Genomic DNA, 13,777 nt, shown 5'->3' with positions numbered 1-13,777 from the left:
CGGCGGACAACCAGCCTGCCGCGCTGGGTGCTAGTCCACTGGATCCGAGAAATCGGCGGTACGCCGGGGCTGCGGCGGGTGCGCGGCAAGGCGCCTGGCGCAGCCAAGGCTGCCTGCCTTGGCAAGGCAGGCAACGCCGCCGCGCGCCCACCGCAACCCCGGCCCGCAGGGTGAGGGTCTGGCAAAGCCGCACTCGTCGTTGCCGTGCTCGCCGGGTGTACAACCCGGCTGCGCCCGGCGCCTAGATTGCGGCTTTGCCAGACCCTCACGCACCGCCGATTTCTCGGATCCAGTGGACTAGCCCTCAGCTCAGCACCACGCTCGACAGGCGGCGGCGGTACGTGGCCACCACCGGGTCGTCGGGCGGAATCTGGCCGTCGGCCACCTTCACCTTGGGGGGCTCGATGAGGTCGAGGATGGCCACGTAAGTCTTTCGCGCCGCCTCGTCGTTCCAGGCCTTGTCGCGCATGAGGATTTCCAGCAGTTCGTCCATGGCATCCGTCCAGCGCTGGCCGGCGATAAGCCAGCGCGCGCGGGCAAACCGGGTGTCGAAATCACGTTTGTTAGCGGCAATTTTTGAATCAAATTCGGCTCCAGCGCTTTCTCGATAAGCGCCAGCAGCTACAAAATCAAGAGCGTCCATCCAGGTCTTGAGCGCTGCGAGCTTGCGCGAGGTGCCTGCCTTGGCGATCACAGGGGCGAAGGCCACCTTGGCATCGTCGTCGCGGCCCAGCTGCAGCAGCAGCTTGACGTAGTCAAACCGCACCTCGTCGTTGGACGGGTCCGTCACCACGGCGTGCTGCAGCTTCTCCAGCGCCGTGCCGGTGTCGCCTTCTGCCAGCGCGTCCAGGGCCTCTTCCTCCTCGGCCTCGGCCACCATTTCTTCGGCGGTGGGCACGTGCTTGTCGAGGAAGGCGCGCACCTGGCCTTCGGGCAGCGCGCCCATGAAGCCATCCACAGGCTGGCCGTTCATGAGAAGCACACAGGTGGGGATGCTGCGGATGCCGAACATGCCGGCGAGCTGCTGCTCCTGGTCAGAGTCGATCTTGACGAGCTTGAAGCGGCCCGCGTATTCGGTTTCGAGCTTTTCGAGCACCGGGCCGAGCGACTTGCAGGGGCCGCACCAAGGTGCCCAGAAGTCCACCAACACGGGGACGTTCATGGAGGCGGCAACCACCTCGACTTCAAAGTTTTCTACGGTGACGTCAATCATGGTGAATCCGGGCCTGGGGCCGGTGCAATGTGGGAAGTTCGCGCTATTTTGGCCCATGGACGGCGCAACGCGCGGTGCAGGGGAAACGCAAAAAGTAAAATCGCGGGTTCCACCTACAGCGGTGCGGCAGTCCCCGGGCGCCGCCGCCACCCTCCAACCACCATGAAACCCATCCAGATCGGCGTGGTCATGGGTTCCAGCAGCGACTGGGACACCATGCAGCACGCGGTGCAAATCCTTGAGCAGTTCGGCATTGCCCATGAAGCCCGCGTGGTGTCGGCCCACCGCATGCCCGACGACATGTTCGCCTACGCCGAAGCCGCCGCCGGCCGGGGCCTGAAGGCCATCATCGCAGGCGCAGGTGGCGCCGCCCACCTGCCGGGCATGATCGCCGCCAAGACCCCCGTGCCCGTGCTGGGCGTGCCCGTGGCCAGCCGCCACCTGCAGGGCGTGGATTCGCTGCATTCCATCGTGCAGATGCCCAAAGGCATCCCCGTGGCCACGTTCGCGATTGGCACGGCGGGCGCGGCCAATGCGGCCCTGTTTGCCGTGGCCCTGCTGGCCAATGAAAGCACTGAGCTTCGCCAGCGCCTGGAAGCCTTCCGCGCCGAGCAGACCGAAGTGGCGCGCAACATGACCCTGCCGCCCGTCGCATGACTTCCAGCCAACCACTCTTGCCGGGTTCGACGCTGGGCGTGCTCGGCGGCGGCCAGCTGGGCCGCATGTTCGTGCACCAGGCGCAGGCCATGGGCTACTTCACCGCCGTGCTGGACGCCGACCCCGACAGCCCCGCCGGCCTGGTGAGCCATCACCACATCCGCACCGGCTACGAAGACCCCACCGGCCTGGCCGAGCTGGCCCGCGTGGCCGATGCGGTGACCACCGAATTCGAGAACGTGCCCGCCGCCGCGCTGGCCGCCCTGGCACAGCAGCGGCCGGTGTCCCCGGCCGCCAGCGCCGTGTCGGTGGCGCAAGACCGCGCACGGGAGAAAGCGCATTTCGTCGCCTGCGGCGTGCCCTGCGCGCCGTATGCCGTCATCGAGACCGCGGAGCAGCTGGCAGCCACCTCCTCTGACTTGCTGCCGGGCATCTTGAAAACCGCCCGCATGGGCTACGACGGCAAGGGCCAAGTGCGCGTGAAGACGCCCGCCGAGCTGTCCGCCGCCTGGGACTCTGTGGGCCGCGTACCCTGCGTGCTGGAGAAGATGCTGCCGCTGGCGCTTGAATGCTCGGTGATCGTGGCGCGGGGCCACGACGGCGCCATGGTGCACTTGCCCGTGCAGCGCAACCTGCACCGGGACGGCATCCTGGCCGTGACCGAGGTTTATGAACAAAACCTGCCCCCAGCGCTTGCTACACAAGCGGTAGCAGCTGCGAAATCTGTAGCACAAGTCCTGCAGTACGTGGGCGTGCTGTGCGTGGAATTCTTCGTGCTGCAGGATGGCAGCCTGGTAGTCAACGAGATTGCCCCGCGCCCCCACAACAGCGGCCACTACAGCCAGAACGCGTGCGACATGTCGCAGTTCGAGCTGCAGGTTCGCACCCTGGCCCGCATGCCGCTGACGCAGCCGCGCCAGCACAGCGCGGCCGTGATGCTCAACCTGCTGGGCGACCTGTGGTTTGCGCACGGCGGCGACACTGCGCAGACGCCCCCCTGGGCGGAGGTCCTGGCCTTGCCCGGCACGCACCTGCACCTGTACGGCAAGCGGGATGCCAAGCGCGGCCGCAAGATGGGCCACCTCAACATCACGGCCGCCACGCCCGAGGCCGCGCGCGCCACGGCGCTGAAGGCGGCTGAGTTTCTCGGCATCGCGCCGTTCTGACCATGGTTCTTGACGGCAACGACCCTAAGGCCATCGCCGCCGCCGCCCGTGCGGTGCGTAGCGGCGCCCTGCTCGGCCTGCCCACCGAAACGGTGTACGGCCTCGCGGCCGACGCCAGCAGCGACGCGGCTGTGGCGCAGATTTTTGCCGCCAAAGGTCGGCCCAGCGACCACCCGCTGATCGTGCACGTGGCCAATGCCAACGGCATCGCGCACTTCGCCCGAGAGGTGCCCGCGTTCGCTCAGAAGCTGGTGGACGCTTTCTGGCCCGGCCCGCTCACCGTCATCCTGCCGCGCCTGCCCGGCGTGGCCACGGCCGCCACGGGCGGCCAGGACAGCGTGGGCCTGCGCTGCCCGGCCCACCCCGTGGCGCATGCGCTGCTGCTGGCCTGCGCGGCGCCGGGCGATGGCCCCGAGGCCGGAGGCCCGCCCGTGTGGGGCGTGGCCGCGCCCAGCGCCAACCGCTTTGGCCGCGTGAGCCCCACCACCGCGCAGCATGTGCAGGACGAGCTGGGCCCGGATTTGCTGGTGCTGGACGGCGGTCCCTGCCAGGTGGGTATCGAAAGCACCATCGTGGACTGCACGCGCGGCGTGCCCGTGCTGCTGCGCCCCGGCGCCATCACGCGCGAGCAGATTGCGCGGGCTTGCGGCATGGCGCCCTTGTCCAAGGACGAGCTGCCCGAGCACACGCCCCGCGCCTCGGGCACGCTGGAGTCGCATTACGCCCCCACCGCAAAGGTGCGCCTGATGGACGCCAAGGCCCTGCAGACTGGCCTGGATGTGCTGGGCGCCGACGCCCGCAACATTGCCGTGTATGCGCGTGCGGCGCTGCGCACCCAGTCTTCCGAACTGGTGATGCGCCGCATGCCGGACGACGCTGCCGCCACAGCCCAGCAATTGTTTGCCGTGCTGCGCGGGTTTGACGATGAAGGCGTGAAGCTGATCTGGATCGAAACCCCACCCGCCACGCCCGAGTGGGAAGGTGTGCGCGACCGCTTGCAAAGAGCGGCGGCTGGGTGATATCTCCGTCTGGCGCCCTGCGGCTTCCCTGGCCTGCGCGGCGCCGGTGTCCACCAGCACTTCATGTACTGGGGCCGCTTTACAAGCGTTGACTTGGCGTCGTTAAACTACCCGCCACCTTTTCTGGAGAAATACATGGCAGCAAATTGGATGCGGCGCACCGCAATGGTCGCCGCAGTTGCATCGGCCGCGTTGCTCGCGGCCTGTGGTTCCAGCACCACCGAATCGGCGATCACGCCGTCGCGCTTCATTGCGTTTGGCGACGCCAATGCCGACGTGGGCCAGAACGGCTCGCGCTACACCGTGAACGATGGCAGCGTGAACAATTGGACGCTGCAGGTCGCCGCGAACTACGGCAAGTCGCTCACCCCGGCGTCTGCGGGGGGCCTGAGCTACGCCACCGGCAATGCCCGCGTCCAGGCCAAGCCGGACGCTGCCGGCAACGCCAGCACACGCACAGTGACCGAGCAGATCGATGCCTTCCTGGCCAGCGGGAGCTTTGGCGCCAGCGATATGGTGCTGGTGACCGGTGGCATCAGCGACGTGATCGCTGGCATGGCCGCCGTCAATGCAGGCACGATGACGCCCGAAGCCATGGTGGCCGCATCGCGCAAGGCGGGCGAAGACCTGGCCGCGCAAGTGCGCCGCCTGGTGCAGGCCGGTGCGAAATATGTGGTGGTGGCCGGCACCTACGACCTGAGCAAGACCCCCTGGGCCAAGGCCATCGGCCGCGAGGCGCTGCTGACCGACGCCAGCAGCCGCTTCAATGACGGCCTGCTGGTGAACATCGTGGACCTGGGCGCCAACGTGCTGTACGTGGACCTGGCCTACTACGTGAACCTCTACGCCGGCGTGCCCGGCAACTATGGTTTCAACAACGCCACGGACGCCGTCTGCACCTCGGTGGATGCGGGCAACGGCATCGGCATCGGCGCGGGCCAGGTCAACTCGGCGCTGTGCAACGCCTCCACCCTGTTGCCCAATGCCAACCAGACGTCCTATGTGTTTGCCGACCGTGTATACCTCACGCCCTCGGCGCAGCGCCAGTTTGGCACCTACGCTTACGACCGCCTGCGCGCACGCTGGTAAACGCGCGAGGGCTGCGGCCCTGCGCTTCGCCATGCAAAAAGGGCCGCCCTGCGGGGCGGCCCTTTTTTATGTCCGAAAGCGGCCCGAAGGCAGCAGGACGGTTTTGCTTACTTCACCGTCTCGAACATCGCGCGCGCCTGGGCGTGACAGAACGGGGGTTCGTAAGTGCCGTGGTAGGCGCCGTAGTAGGTGGCAAACGCAGCCGAGGTGGGGTCGGTGGGCGCCACGCCGCCGGGGGCAAACGCGGCCTGGATCATGGCGTCTACGTCCACCGAGGTGACGTTGGTCACGCCGCGCGCGTCAAAGTCGGCCTTCATCACGGCCTGGTGAATGGCGGGCGGCACGGTGGGGTCGCCCGCGCCACCGCACAGCAGCACGCGCGCCTTGGGCGTCCAGCCCAGCAAGTCGTTCTTCTTGGCCGCGAGGTACAGCGGGTGGGTGGTGCTGGTTTGCGAGCCAGCGATGAATTCAGGCTGGAACACCGCGTCGCGGGCCTGGTTGGGTGTGCCACCGGGCAGGGTGCCACTGGTCACCAGCGTGGTGTAGTTCAGGGTGGGGTGGGGCAGGAGGTTCTCGATGTAGCCCGAATACGGGGTCTTGAACACTGTACGCACGTCGGTATAGACATCGCCATACACCTTCTGCCATGCGGTCACCAGATAGGGCACAAAGAATTGCACGCCCGCAATCGCATCAGGAATGCGCAGCGAGCCGGACAGGTTGTAGGGCCCGGCCAGGTGGGCGCCGCCCACCACGTTGAATTCGTTGCCATAGTCTCGCTCGGCCGCGCGGTGGGCGGCCATGGACGAGTGCCCGCCCTGCGAGTAGCCGGTGAACATCACCTTGCCCGACAGGCTGGCGCCCACCGTGCCTGCCGCATTGCGCGCGGCCCGCACCGAGTCGATGACTGAGGTGGCCTCTGAGTCTGCGTGCAGATAAGGATGGAAGCTGTAGCCGGACTTGGCAAAGCCCAGGTAATCAGTGGCCACCACGGCATAGCCCTGTGCCGCATACATGGCGGCGAGCAGGAAGGTTTCGCTGTCCTGCGGGTTGGCCAGCGTGCGAGGTTTTTGCACATCCGTGCCCTTGGCGTAGGCCACCAGAGGTGCGGCCGCCGTGCTGCAACTGCCAGCGGGCACCAGCATCACGCCCGATGCGTTGGTGCGCTCGCCGCTCTTAGCACCCACGGTCGCATAGTTCAGCGACACCACCTTCACGTCGCATTTGGCTTTTCCGCTGACGGCCTGCAGGCCGCTGCTCTGGGTGCCGGCATCGATCTGCGCAGCACTCAGCGTGGCCAGCGTCGCCGGCGGATCTATCAGTGCGCCGCGAGCGGGGTCGTCGGAGCCACCACAAGCCACAAGCAGGACCGCAGCGGCGGCGACACAGGAAAGGCGGAAACAGTTCATGGATGGATACCTCGGTCAGTGAAGAACGAGGCATCCTGCGCGCATCTGCGCTGCAACATCCATTGGGGAATACGCGGGCCGCGCCGCCACGCAGACGCGTAGGCGACAGCGGCGGCGCGGGCCCGGCCGCGCGCCGGGCGGTGCTCAACGTTCGCTGCGGGTGCCGTAGCGCAGCTTCATGCCCAGGATGGCGCTCGCCAACACCAGGGTGATGGCATTGGCCGCCACGATGGGCCAGGCCGACAAGGCCAGCCCGTAGACCAGCCACAGCGCAATGCCCGCCGTGAAAACGCTGTACATGCCAAGCGAAATGCCGCTCACGTCCCGCGTGCGGAAGGTGTGCAGCGCCTGCGGCACAAAGCTGCAGGTGGTCAGGGCGGCGGCAAGGTAGCCGATCAGTTCGGGGATGAGCATGGGGCTTGGATGGGTAGGCTGGCGGGCACGAAGCTTGTGGATGAGCGTCAACGGCGGCAAGTGCTGAACGTCAGCGCTTCACTTCACTGGTCTCGCGCCGTCCAGTCGATCAGGCTGTCGAGCACAGGCCGCGCCGTGCCAGCGTTGGCATGGTTGACCACGGCCACCAGCACGTAGCGGCGCCCGCTGGCGGCGTGCACGTAGCCGGCCACAGCCATCACGTCACGCAGGCTGCCGGTCTTGAGGTGGGCCGTGCCCGCGCGGCTTTGGCTGCGGCGCAGCGTGCCGTCCACGCCCGAGATGGGCAGCGACGCCACCAGCTCTGGCATCACCGGGGCCGCCCAGGCCACCTGCAGCATGCGGCCCAGCGCCTGGGCAGTCAGGCGCGCGTCGCGGCTCAGCCCCGCACCGTTGTCCGCCAGCGGGACCTCCGCATCACCCACCCGGGACAACCACCATTGGCGCAGCGTGTCGCGCGCTCCGTCAAAGGTGGCCACGCCATTCTTTTGCAATGCCAGGGTCAGGAACACGTGCTGGGCCATCACGTTGTTGCTGAACTTGTTCACGTCGCGCACCACTTCGGCCAGCGTGGGCGAGGTCACGACAAATGCCGGCTTGAGCCCCGCCGGCACCTTGCCCTCGCGCACGCTCCCCGTGAGCTTGCCGCCCAGCTCGCGCCACATGCCCTCCACGGCGCGCGCGGCAAAACCGCGCGGGTCGGCCGCAGCGACGGGCCACACGCGCTCGCCGCACGCGGCGGGGTACACGCCCTGGAAGACGACCTTGGCAGGGTCGTTCAGTTCGGCCCGCAATGCGCCGCGCCAGTCGCCGCACTCCGTGCCTGCGGCGGCCAGTGCCACCGTGGCCTGGCGCTGCACACCCGCCAGCGGTGGGTCGTACTGGATGCGAGCCAGCCCGGCAGCCACATCGGGCACAAAGGTCATGACGGACGACTTGTAGTTCAGCAGCAGCGCGTCCGGCGCGGCGTTGTAGGGGCGCAGCGGCTCGCCGTCAAACCGCGCAGGGTCGTGCTCGGGCACATCGAAAGCCGTGCGGTCCAGCACGATGTCGCCAACGATCACCTGGATGCCCTGGCCCTGCAGGCGCCGCATCAACAGCCACAGGCGTTCCATCACGAGCTTGGGGTCCCCCTGGCCCTGGATGTAAACGTTGCCGCGCAGACTGCCGTCCTGCACTGTGCCCTGCAGATAGACTGGTGTATTCCAGACATAGGCGGGCCCGAGCTGCTCCAGCGCCGCATAGGTGGTCACGAGCTTCATGACCGAGGCCGGATTGACAGGCACCTGCGCGCGGTGCGCCAGGCGCGGCGCCGTGCGCGGCGTGCCTTGCGCGTCCCCCACCAGCACACTGAGCGCATCCCGCGGCAGCCGGGCGCGCGCGAGTGCGGCTTCGACCTCGGGCGGCAGGGGCGCAGCCGCGGCAGCCACTCCCTGGGGTGGGGTCTGTGCCTGGGCCATGCCTGCCGCGCCTGTCCCCACGGCGGCACTCAAAGCCATCACCACCGTGACAGGCCTGCAGGCGACCAGGAAGCGCAAGAATTTCTTCATTTTTTGCATGCCCGGCAGTCTAGCTTCGCTCCAAAGCGTGGCGCAGAGCGCACAGTTCTGCCGCTGCAACTGCTTACACTCGATAACCAATGGCGGGATTCCCCGACCGGCGCATATCCCCCGCCTCAAGCCAGCGCCTACCAATGCACTCCGTTCCATGAGCCTGTTTTCAAACCTCTCCGTTGCCAAGCGTCTTGCACTGGGTTTTGCCCTGGTGCTGTTGTTGTCCATGGCCGTCATCGGCTTGAGCATTTCCCGCCTGAACGCCTTGGCTGACGCCACGGAAGAGATGGTGCAAAACCCCATCAAGACCGAGCGCCTGGTGAGCGACTGGGCGCGCAACCTGCGCAGCGGGATCACGCGCACTGCGGCTGTCGCGCGCAGCAGCGACGCCTCACTGGCAGATTTTTTTGCCGAAGACAGCAAAGCGTCCTCCAAAAGCTCGGGCGAGCTGCAAAAGGCCGTGGAGACGCTTATGCAGCTGGACTCGGAGAAAAAACTTTTCCAGGAGATCGGCGAGCTGCGCACCGTGTACCTCAAGAACCGCGACACCATCTTTGCGCTGAAGAAGGAAGGCAAGGTGGACGAAGCCAATACGCTGCTGGAGACGCAGTTCATGCCCGACGCCGCCCGCTACGCGGCCAAGATGGAAGACCTGCTGCGCAACCAGCGCGAGCAGGTGGACCGGCTGGGCCAAGCCATTCAGGACAATCGCCAGGCGAGTCGCCGGCTGCTGCTGGCTCTGGGCTTGCTGAGCGTGGCCCTGGGCGCGCTGTTTTCGTGGCTGCTGGCCCGCTCGGTCACCCAGCCGCTGGCCCAGGCGTCTGACTTGGCCCGCCGCGTGGCGGACGGCGACCTCACGGCACCTGTACCAGCCCACGGCAAGGATGAGCTGGGCGCGCTGATGTCGTCGCTGGAACTCATGCAGAACAACCTGGCGAACGTGGTGGACCGGGTGCGCAGCGGCTCCGAGTCGGTGTCGAACGCCAGCGCCGAGATCGCCCAGGGCAACAGCGACCTGAGTGCGCGCACGGAGCACCAGGCCAGCGCGCTGGAGGAAACGGCAGCCAGCATGGAGCAGCTCAACTCGGCCGTGCGCCATAACGCGGACAACGCACGCCAGGCCAACCAGCTTGCACTGACCGCGTCCCAGGTGGCCGCGCAGGGTGGCGCAGTGGTGGGCGAAGTGGTGGAGACCATGAAGGGCATCAACGACGCAAGCCGCAAGATCAGCGACATCATCAGCGTGATCGACAGCATCGCCTTCCAGACCAACATCCTGGCGCTGAACGCCGCCGTGGAGGCTGCCCGTGCGGGCGAACAAGGCCGCGGTTTTGCGGTGGTGGCGTCGGAAGTGCGAAGCCTGGCCAGCCGCAGCGCCGAGGCTGCCAAGGAAATCAAGACCCTCATCAGCGCCAGCGTGGAACGCGTGGAGCAGGGCACAGCGCTGGTGGACAAGGCGGGCGCCACGATGAGCGAAGTGGTGGGCAGCATCCGCCGCGTCACGGACATCATGGGCGAGATCAGTTCGGCCAGCAACGAACAAAGCGCCGGCGTGGCCCAGGTGGGCGAGGCCGTTACTTCCATGGACCAGGCCACACAGCAGAACGCGGCACTGGTGGAAGAAATGGCTGCCGCGGCCAGCAGCCTGCGCACCCAGGCGCAAGACCTGGTCCAGGTGGTGGCGGTGTTCAAGCTCGCGGCGCATCAGCAGCGCACCCCGGCGGCGGCCGTTGTTGCGGCTGCGCCCCGTGCGCCCCGCCCGGCCGCAGCCACCCCGCCCACGCCCGCAGCCCGGACCAGCGCGACCGCCAAGGCGGCCTCACCCCGGCCTCTGCCAGCCAAAGCGGCCGCAGACAAGGCCCCGGCGCCCGCGCTGCCCGCTGCGGGACGCGCGGCAGCAGGCAGCGATGACGATTGGGAGTCGTTCTGACCGCCTGAGCCCGCCTCAGCCACGCGCCCGCCGATAATCGGCGGATGCGTCTATCTCCCCGCGCCATGGGCCTGCTGGCGGCCGTCGTGACGGTCACCATCTGGACGGGCTTCATCGTGATTGCCCGCGCTTCGGCCCAGCGCACGCTCACCCCGTTCGACATCGCGCTGATGCGCATCACTGGCGCCAGCCTGGTTTTGCTGCCCTGGGGATGGTGGATGGTGCGGCGGCGCAAGGCTGCACACGCGGCCGAAGCCGCACGGGCCGGAGCGGACGGTGGGGTGCCGCCCTCCAGCCTGCTTGGTATCTCCCCGCTCCCGCTGCGCACGACCGCGCTGCTGGGCAGCTTTGGCGGGCTGCTGTATGCGCTGCTGGCGTATTCGGGGTTCTTCCATGCGCCTGCCACGCACGCGGCCGTTCTGATGCCCGGCAGCCTGCCGCTGTGGACGGCGCTGCTGGCGGCCGCGCTGCTGCGCGACCACATCACCCCGTTGCGTGCTGCGGGGCTGGCGCTGATTGTGGCGGGCGACCTGCTGGTGGGCGGGCGCAGCCTGCTGGCGGCGTTTTCGGGCGGCGACGTGTGGAAGGGCGATGTGCTCTTCATGCTGGCCGCCGCCTGCTGGGCCACCTACAGCGTGCTCGCGCGCCGCCACGCGGTGGACGCCGTGCAGGCCACCATTGCCATCACGGCCTTCGCCTGTCTGGTGTACCTGCCCGCCTATGCCCTGCTGGTGGCGCTGGGCGCCGTCACCAGCCACTTGGCGATGGCGCCGTGGAGCGAGATCGTTTTCCAGATGATCTTCCAAGGCTGCGGCTCCGTGGTGATCTCGGGCATCAGCTTCACGCGCATGATCCAGCACTACGGCCCGGTGCGCTCCACCATGATCACCGCGCTGGTGCCGGGCCTCTCGGCCATCGGTGCGGTGGTGTTCCTGCACGAACCCATGTACTGGAACCTGGTGGCCGGGCTGCTGCTGGTCACCATGGGTATTCTGCTGGGCGTGCTGCGCAAGCCCGGCCCGGGCGCGGCACATGCTGCTGCACCTGCCGCGCCCACCACGCCCGTTGCCTCTTCCGTGAAGCCCCGATGAATCTGCTCGCTTTCGACACCAGTACCGACACGCTTTCCATCGCCGTACAGCACGCCGGCGGCACGGTGCAACACACCGGCCCGGGCGGCGCCCAGGCCTCGGCCACGCTGATCCCCGCCGTGCGGCAGCTGCTGGCGCAGGCGGGGCTGTCCTTCGACACGCTGGACGCCATCGTTTTCGGCCGCGGGCCCGGCTCCTTCACGGGCCTGCGCACCGCCTGTGCCGTGGCGCAGGGGCTGGCCTTTGGCGCACGCGGCGGCCAGGGTGTGCCGGTGCTGCCCGTGGACACGCTGCTGGCCGTGGCCGAAGCCGCGCGCCTGCAGCACGGCTGCACGCAGGTGGTGGCGGTGCTCGACGCGCGCATGGACGAGGTCTACCACGCGCGCTGCGAGTGGCAGCCGGCCGAAGCCCGTTGGCGCACCGATGCCGACTTTGGCGTGAGCGCCCCCGACACCGTGCTTCCCCCCGCCGGGTGGACGGTGGCGGGCAATGCGCAGGCGGCCTATGGCGAGCGGCTGGCACCCGGCGCGCGCCACGTGCACACCCTGCCCACGGCAGCCGCGCTGGTCAGTCTGGCTCCCGCCCTGCTGGCCGCGGGTGGGGCCATGGCCGCCAGCGACGCGCTGCCGCGTTACATCCGCGATAAAGTGGCGCAAACAACGGCCGAACGTGCGGCCTTGCGTGCTGCAGCCGCCTCTGCCACACCCACCTGACCCCACCGACAAACCCGCATGAGCGCCCTGCCAACGCCCACTGACGCCACCCTGCCGCCCCAGCCCCAGGCGCGCTTCGAGACGCTGACGCTGGCTCGGCTGGATGCCGTGCTGGCCGTGGAGCAGCGCGCCTACTCGCACCCCTGGACGCGCGGCAACTTCACCGACGCGCTGGCTTCGGGCTACCAGGCCCAGCTGCTGATGGCGGGCGACCACTTGCTGGGCTACTTTGTGGCCATGCTGGGTGTGGATGAGGTGCACCTGCTCAACATCACCGTGGCACCGGAGTTCCAGCGCCAGGGCTGGGCCCGGGTGCTGCTGGACGCGCTGGCCCTGTGGTCGCGTGGCCGCGGCGCGCAGTGGCTGTGGCTGGAGGTGCGCGCCAGCAACCTGCGTGCCCAGCACATCTACGAGGCGCACGGGTATCGCCGCGTGGGTGAGCGCAAGCGCTACTACCCCGCAGACCATGGCCAGCGCGAGGACGCCGTCGTCATGAGCCTGCCCCTGTGACGCAGCAGCGCTTCCCCCAATTCACCTTGCCACCCCTTCCACCGCACTACCCTGTATGAGCCTTCACCTTGATGCGCGGCAGCGCGCCATGCTGCAAGAAATGGGTATCACCGTGTGGGGGCCGCCCGAGGCCACGGCGGTAGAAGCACCATCAGGCCCGGTGGCAGCGCCGGTGTCTGCGCGCGCACCGGCAAGCCCTGCATCCGCTTCGTTGCCGCCCTCCCCAGCACCGGCGGCCAGCCCGCCTGCAGCCCGCGCGGCTGTACCGGCCACGGCGGCGCCCGCTCCCACTGCCGCCGGCGACGTCCCTTCGCCACAGCTGCACCAGTTGCACCCGGCCCGCCCGCTCTACCCTGGCGCAGACCCGGCCAAGACTCCCGCCGGCCTGGGCGCAGGATGGCTCATCGTGGCCGAAGTGCCCCAGCCCGCCGACCCGCTGGCCGGCGACGTGGGCCGCCTGCTGGACAACATGCTGCGCGCCATGCAACTGCACCGCCATCCGCGTGTGTACCTGGCGGCGCTGGAGCGCGTGGCGCCTGGCGGGCCTTCACCCACGCCCCCCGGCGCTACGAGGGACGTGGCCACAGCGCTGGCCGACGCCGTGGCCGCGCTGCAGCCCGCCATGGTGCTGGTGCTGGGCCATGTCGCCGCGCGCATCGCGCTTGGCCGCTCGGAGCCCCTCGGCCGCCTGCGCGCGGGGCCGCACCAAGTGGCGGGGTGCCCCGCCGTGGTCACCTACGACCCGGCGTTTTTGCTGCGGTCACAAGACAGCAAGGCCGCCACCTGGGCCGACCTGTGCCGCGCGCTGGCCACCGTGCGCAGCGCAGCGCAGGGTGGTGCGGTGCCATAATCCGCCGCCTGCCGTGTTTTTGATGCGGCGCGCTTCTTTTCTTCTTACTACGACACATACGGAGACAGCTCCTTGGAAACCTACCCCAGTTGGTAGCTTTCAGCTCCCCGGCGCCTGCCGCGTGGGGTTGAAAGCACCCCACCAC

The 13,777-nt window shown here is 68.5% G+C and carries 13 protein-coding genes; 9 read left to right on the top strand and 4 right to left on the bottom strand.

Going from position 1 to position 13,777, the window contains the following annotated elements:
- Window positions 1-304: 304 nt before the first annotated feature.
- On the bottom strand, window positions 305-1,213 hold the full coding sequence (gene trxA, locus ACK4HJ_RS04290) for a thioredoxin (protein WP_409828018.1): 909 nt from the start codon (window positions 1,211-1,213) through the stop codon (window positions 305-307).
- Window positions 1,214-1,375: 162 nt separating this feature from the next.
- On the opposite strand from trxA, the gene purE reads away from it, so the two are divergent.
- From purE to ACK4HJ_RS04270, 4 genes are all read left to right on the top strand, one after another.
- Window positions 1,376-1,870, top strand: coding sequence for a 5-(carboxyamino)imidazole ribonucleotide mutase (purE, locus tag ACK4HJ_RS04285; protein ID WP_409828017.1), 495 nt, complete (start codon window positions 1,376-1,378; stop codon window positions 1,868-1,870).
- On the top strand, window positions 1,867-3,036 hold the full coding sequence (locus tag ACK4HJ_RS04280) for a 5-(carboxyamino)imidazole ribonucleotide synthase (protein WP_409828014.1): 1,170 nt from the start codon (window positions 1,867-1,869) through the stop codon (window positions 3,034-3,036). Before purE ends, ACK4HJ_RS04280 begins: the two co-directional genes overlap by 4 nt.
- A gap of 2 nt (window positions 3,037-3,038) precedes the next feature.
- Window positions 3,039-4,055 carry an L-threonylcarbamoyladenylate synthase gene (locus tag ACK4HJ_RS04275; RefSeq protein ID WP_409828013.1) on the top strand — a complete coding sequence of 339 codons (1,017 nt, stop codon included), beginning with the start codon at window positions 3,039-3,041 and terminating at the stop codon, window positions 4,053-4,055.
- A 135-nt stretch (window positions 4,056-4,190) separates the two neighbouring features.
- The gene (locus tag ACK4HJ_RS04270) at window positions 4,191-5,144 is read left to right on the top strand and encodes an SGNH/GDSL hydrolase family protein (RefSeq protein ID WP_409828010.1); all 954 of its coding nucleotides are present in this window, start codon (window positions 4,191-4,193) and stop codon (window positions 5,142-5,144) included.
- Window positions 5,145-5,251: 107 nt separating this feature from the next.
- Here the strand turns inward: ACK4HJ_RS04270 and ACK4HJ_RS04265 are convergent, their stop codons facing one another.
- The 3 genes from ACK4HJ_RS04265 to dacB form a co-directional block, all read right to left on the bottom strand.
- A complete protein-coding gene (locus ACK4HJ_RS04265; protein WP_409828008.1) occupies window positions 5,252-6,553 on the bottom strand; it encodes a lipase family protein in 1,302 nt (433 codons plus the stop codon).
- Window positions 6,554-6,697: 144 nt separating this feature from the next.
- A complete protein-coding gene (locus ACK4HJ_RS04260; RefSeq protein WP_409828006.1) occupies window positions 6,698-6,967 on the bottom strand; it encodes a SemiSWEET transporter in 270 nt (89 codons plus the stop codon).
- Between the two features lie 83 nt (window positions 6,968-7,050).
- A complete protein-coding gene (dacB, locus tag ACK4HJ_RS04255) occupies window positions 7,051-8,535 on the bottom strand; it encodes a D-alanyl-D-alanine carboxypeptidase/D-alanyl-D-alanine-endopeptidase (protein ID WP_409828004.1) in 1,485 nt (494 codons plus the stop codon).
- Between the two features lie 157 nt (window positions 8,536-8,692).
- Here dacB and ACK4HJ_RS04250 point away from each other — a divergent pair, with 157 nt between their 5' ends.
- The 5 genes from ACK4HJ_RS04250 to ACK4HJ_RS04230 are packed head-to-tail and all read left to right on the top strand — an operon-like array spanning window position 8,693 to window position 13,632.
- Entirely contained in the window at window positions 8,693-10,468 is a 1,776-nt protein-coding gene (locus ACK4HJ_RS04250) for a methyl-accepting chemotaxis protein (protein ID WP_409828002.1), read from the top strand.
- 44 nt (window positions 10,469-10,512) lie between these two features.
- Window positions 10,513-11,559 carry a DMT family transporter gene (locus ACK4HJ_RS04245; RefSeq protein WP_409828000.1) on the top strand — a complete coding sequence of 349 codons (1,047 nt, stop codon included), beginning with the start codon at window positions 10,513-10,515 and terminating at the stop codon, window positions 11,557-11,559.
- On the top strand, window positions 11,556-12,272 hold the full coding sequence (gene tsaB, locus ACK4HJ_RS04240; RefSeq protein ID WP_409827998.1) for a tRNA (adenosine(37)-N6)-threonylcarbamoyltransferase complex dimerization subunit type 1 TsaB: 717 nt from the start codon (window positions 11,556-11,558) through the stop codon (window positions 12,270-12,272). The genes ACK4HJ_RS04245 and tsaB overlap by 4 nt, the downstream gene beginning before the upstream one ends.
- Window positions 12,273-12,290: 18 nt before the next feature.
- On the top strand, window positions 12,291-12,782 hold the full coding sequence (rimI, locus tag ACK4HJ_RS04235; RefSeq protein ID WP_409827996.1) for a ribosomal protein S18-alanine N-acetyltransferase: 492 nt from the start codon (window positions 12,291-12,293) through the stop codon (window positions 12,780-12,782).
- 55 nt (window positions 12,783-12,837) lie between these two features.
- A complete protein-coding gene (locus ACK4HJ_RS04230) occupies window positions 12,838-13,632 on the top strand; it encodes a uracil-DNA glycosylase family protein (protein WP_409827994.1) in 795 nt (264 codons plus the stop codon).
- The last annotated feature ends 145 nt before the right edge of the window (window positions 13,633-13,777 follow it).

The sequence above is a fragment of the Acidovorax sp. genome (genome assembly GCF_046294525.1).
Classification (GTDB): domain Bacteria; phylum Pseudomonadota; class Gammaproteobacteria; order Burkholderiales; family Burkholderiaceae_C; genus Acidovorax.
Note: the sequence above shows the minus strand (reverse complement) of the source record. Positions and strands in the feature narration are given on the sequence as shown.

Bases quoted from the DNA above. Each gene is read 5' to 3' on its own strand.
- trxA (WP_409828018.1), bottom strand. From the start codon at position 1,213: ATGATTGACGTCACCGTAGAAAACTTTGAAGTCGAGGTGGTTGCCGCC.
- purE (WP_409828017.1), top strand. From the start codon at position 1,376: ATGAAACCCATCCAGATCGGCGTGGTCATGGGTTCCAGCAGCGACTGG.
- ACK4HJ_RS04280 (WP_409828014.1), top strand. From the start codon at position 1,867: ATGACTTCCAGCCAACCACTCTTGCCGGGTTCGACGCTGGGCGTGCTC.
- ACK4HJ_RS04275 (WP_409828013.1), top strand. From the start codon at position 3,039: ATGGTTCTTGACGGCAACGACCCTAAGGCCATCGCCGCCGCCGCCCGT.
- ACK4HJ_RS04270 (WP_409828010.1), top strand. From the start codon at position 4,191: ATGGCAGCAAATTGGATGCGGCGCACCGCAATGGTCGCCGCAGTTGCA.
- ACK4HJ_RS04265 (WP_409828008.1), bottom strand. From the start codon at position 6,553: ATGAACTGTTTCCGCCTTTCCTGTGTCGCCGCCGCTGCGGTCCTGCTT.
- ACK4HJ_RS04260 (WP_409828006.1), bottom strand. From the start codon at position 6,967: ATGCTCATCCCCGAACTGATCGGCTACCTTGCCGCCGCCCTGACCACC.
- dacB (WP_409828004.1), bottom strand. From the start codon at position 8,535: ATGAAGAAATTCTTGCGCTTCCTGGTCGCCTGCAGGCCTGTCACGGTG.
- ACK4HJ_RS04250 (WP_409828002.1), top strand. From the start codon at position 8,693: ATGAGCCTGTTTTCAAACCTCTCCGTTGCCAAGCGTCTTGCACTGGGT.
- ACK4HJ_RS04245 (WP_409828000.1), top strand. From the start codon at position 10,513: ATGCGTCTATCTCCCCGCGCCATGGGCCTGCTGGCGGCCGTCGTGACG.
- tsaB (WP_409827998.1), top strand. From the start codon at position 11,556: ATGAATCTGCTCGCTTTCGACACCAGTACCGACACGCTTTCCATCGCC.
- rimI (WP_409827996.1), top strand. From the start codon at position 12,291: ATGAGCGCCCTGCCAACGCCCACTGACGCCACCCTGCCGCCCCAGCCC.
- ACK4HJ_RS04230 (WP_409827994.1), top strand. From the start codon at position 12,838: ATGAGCCTTCACCTTGATGCGCGGCAGCGCGCCATGCTGCAAGAAATG.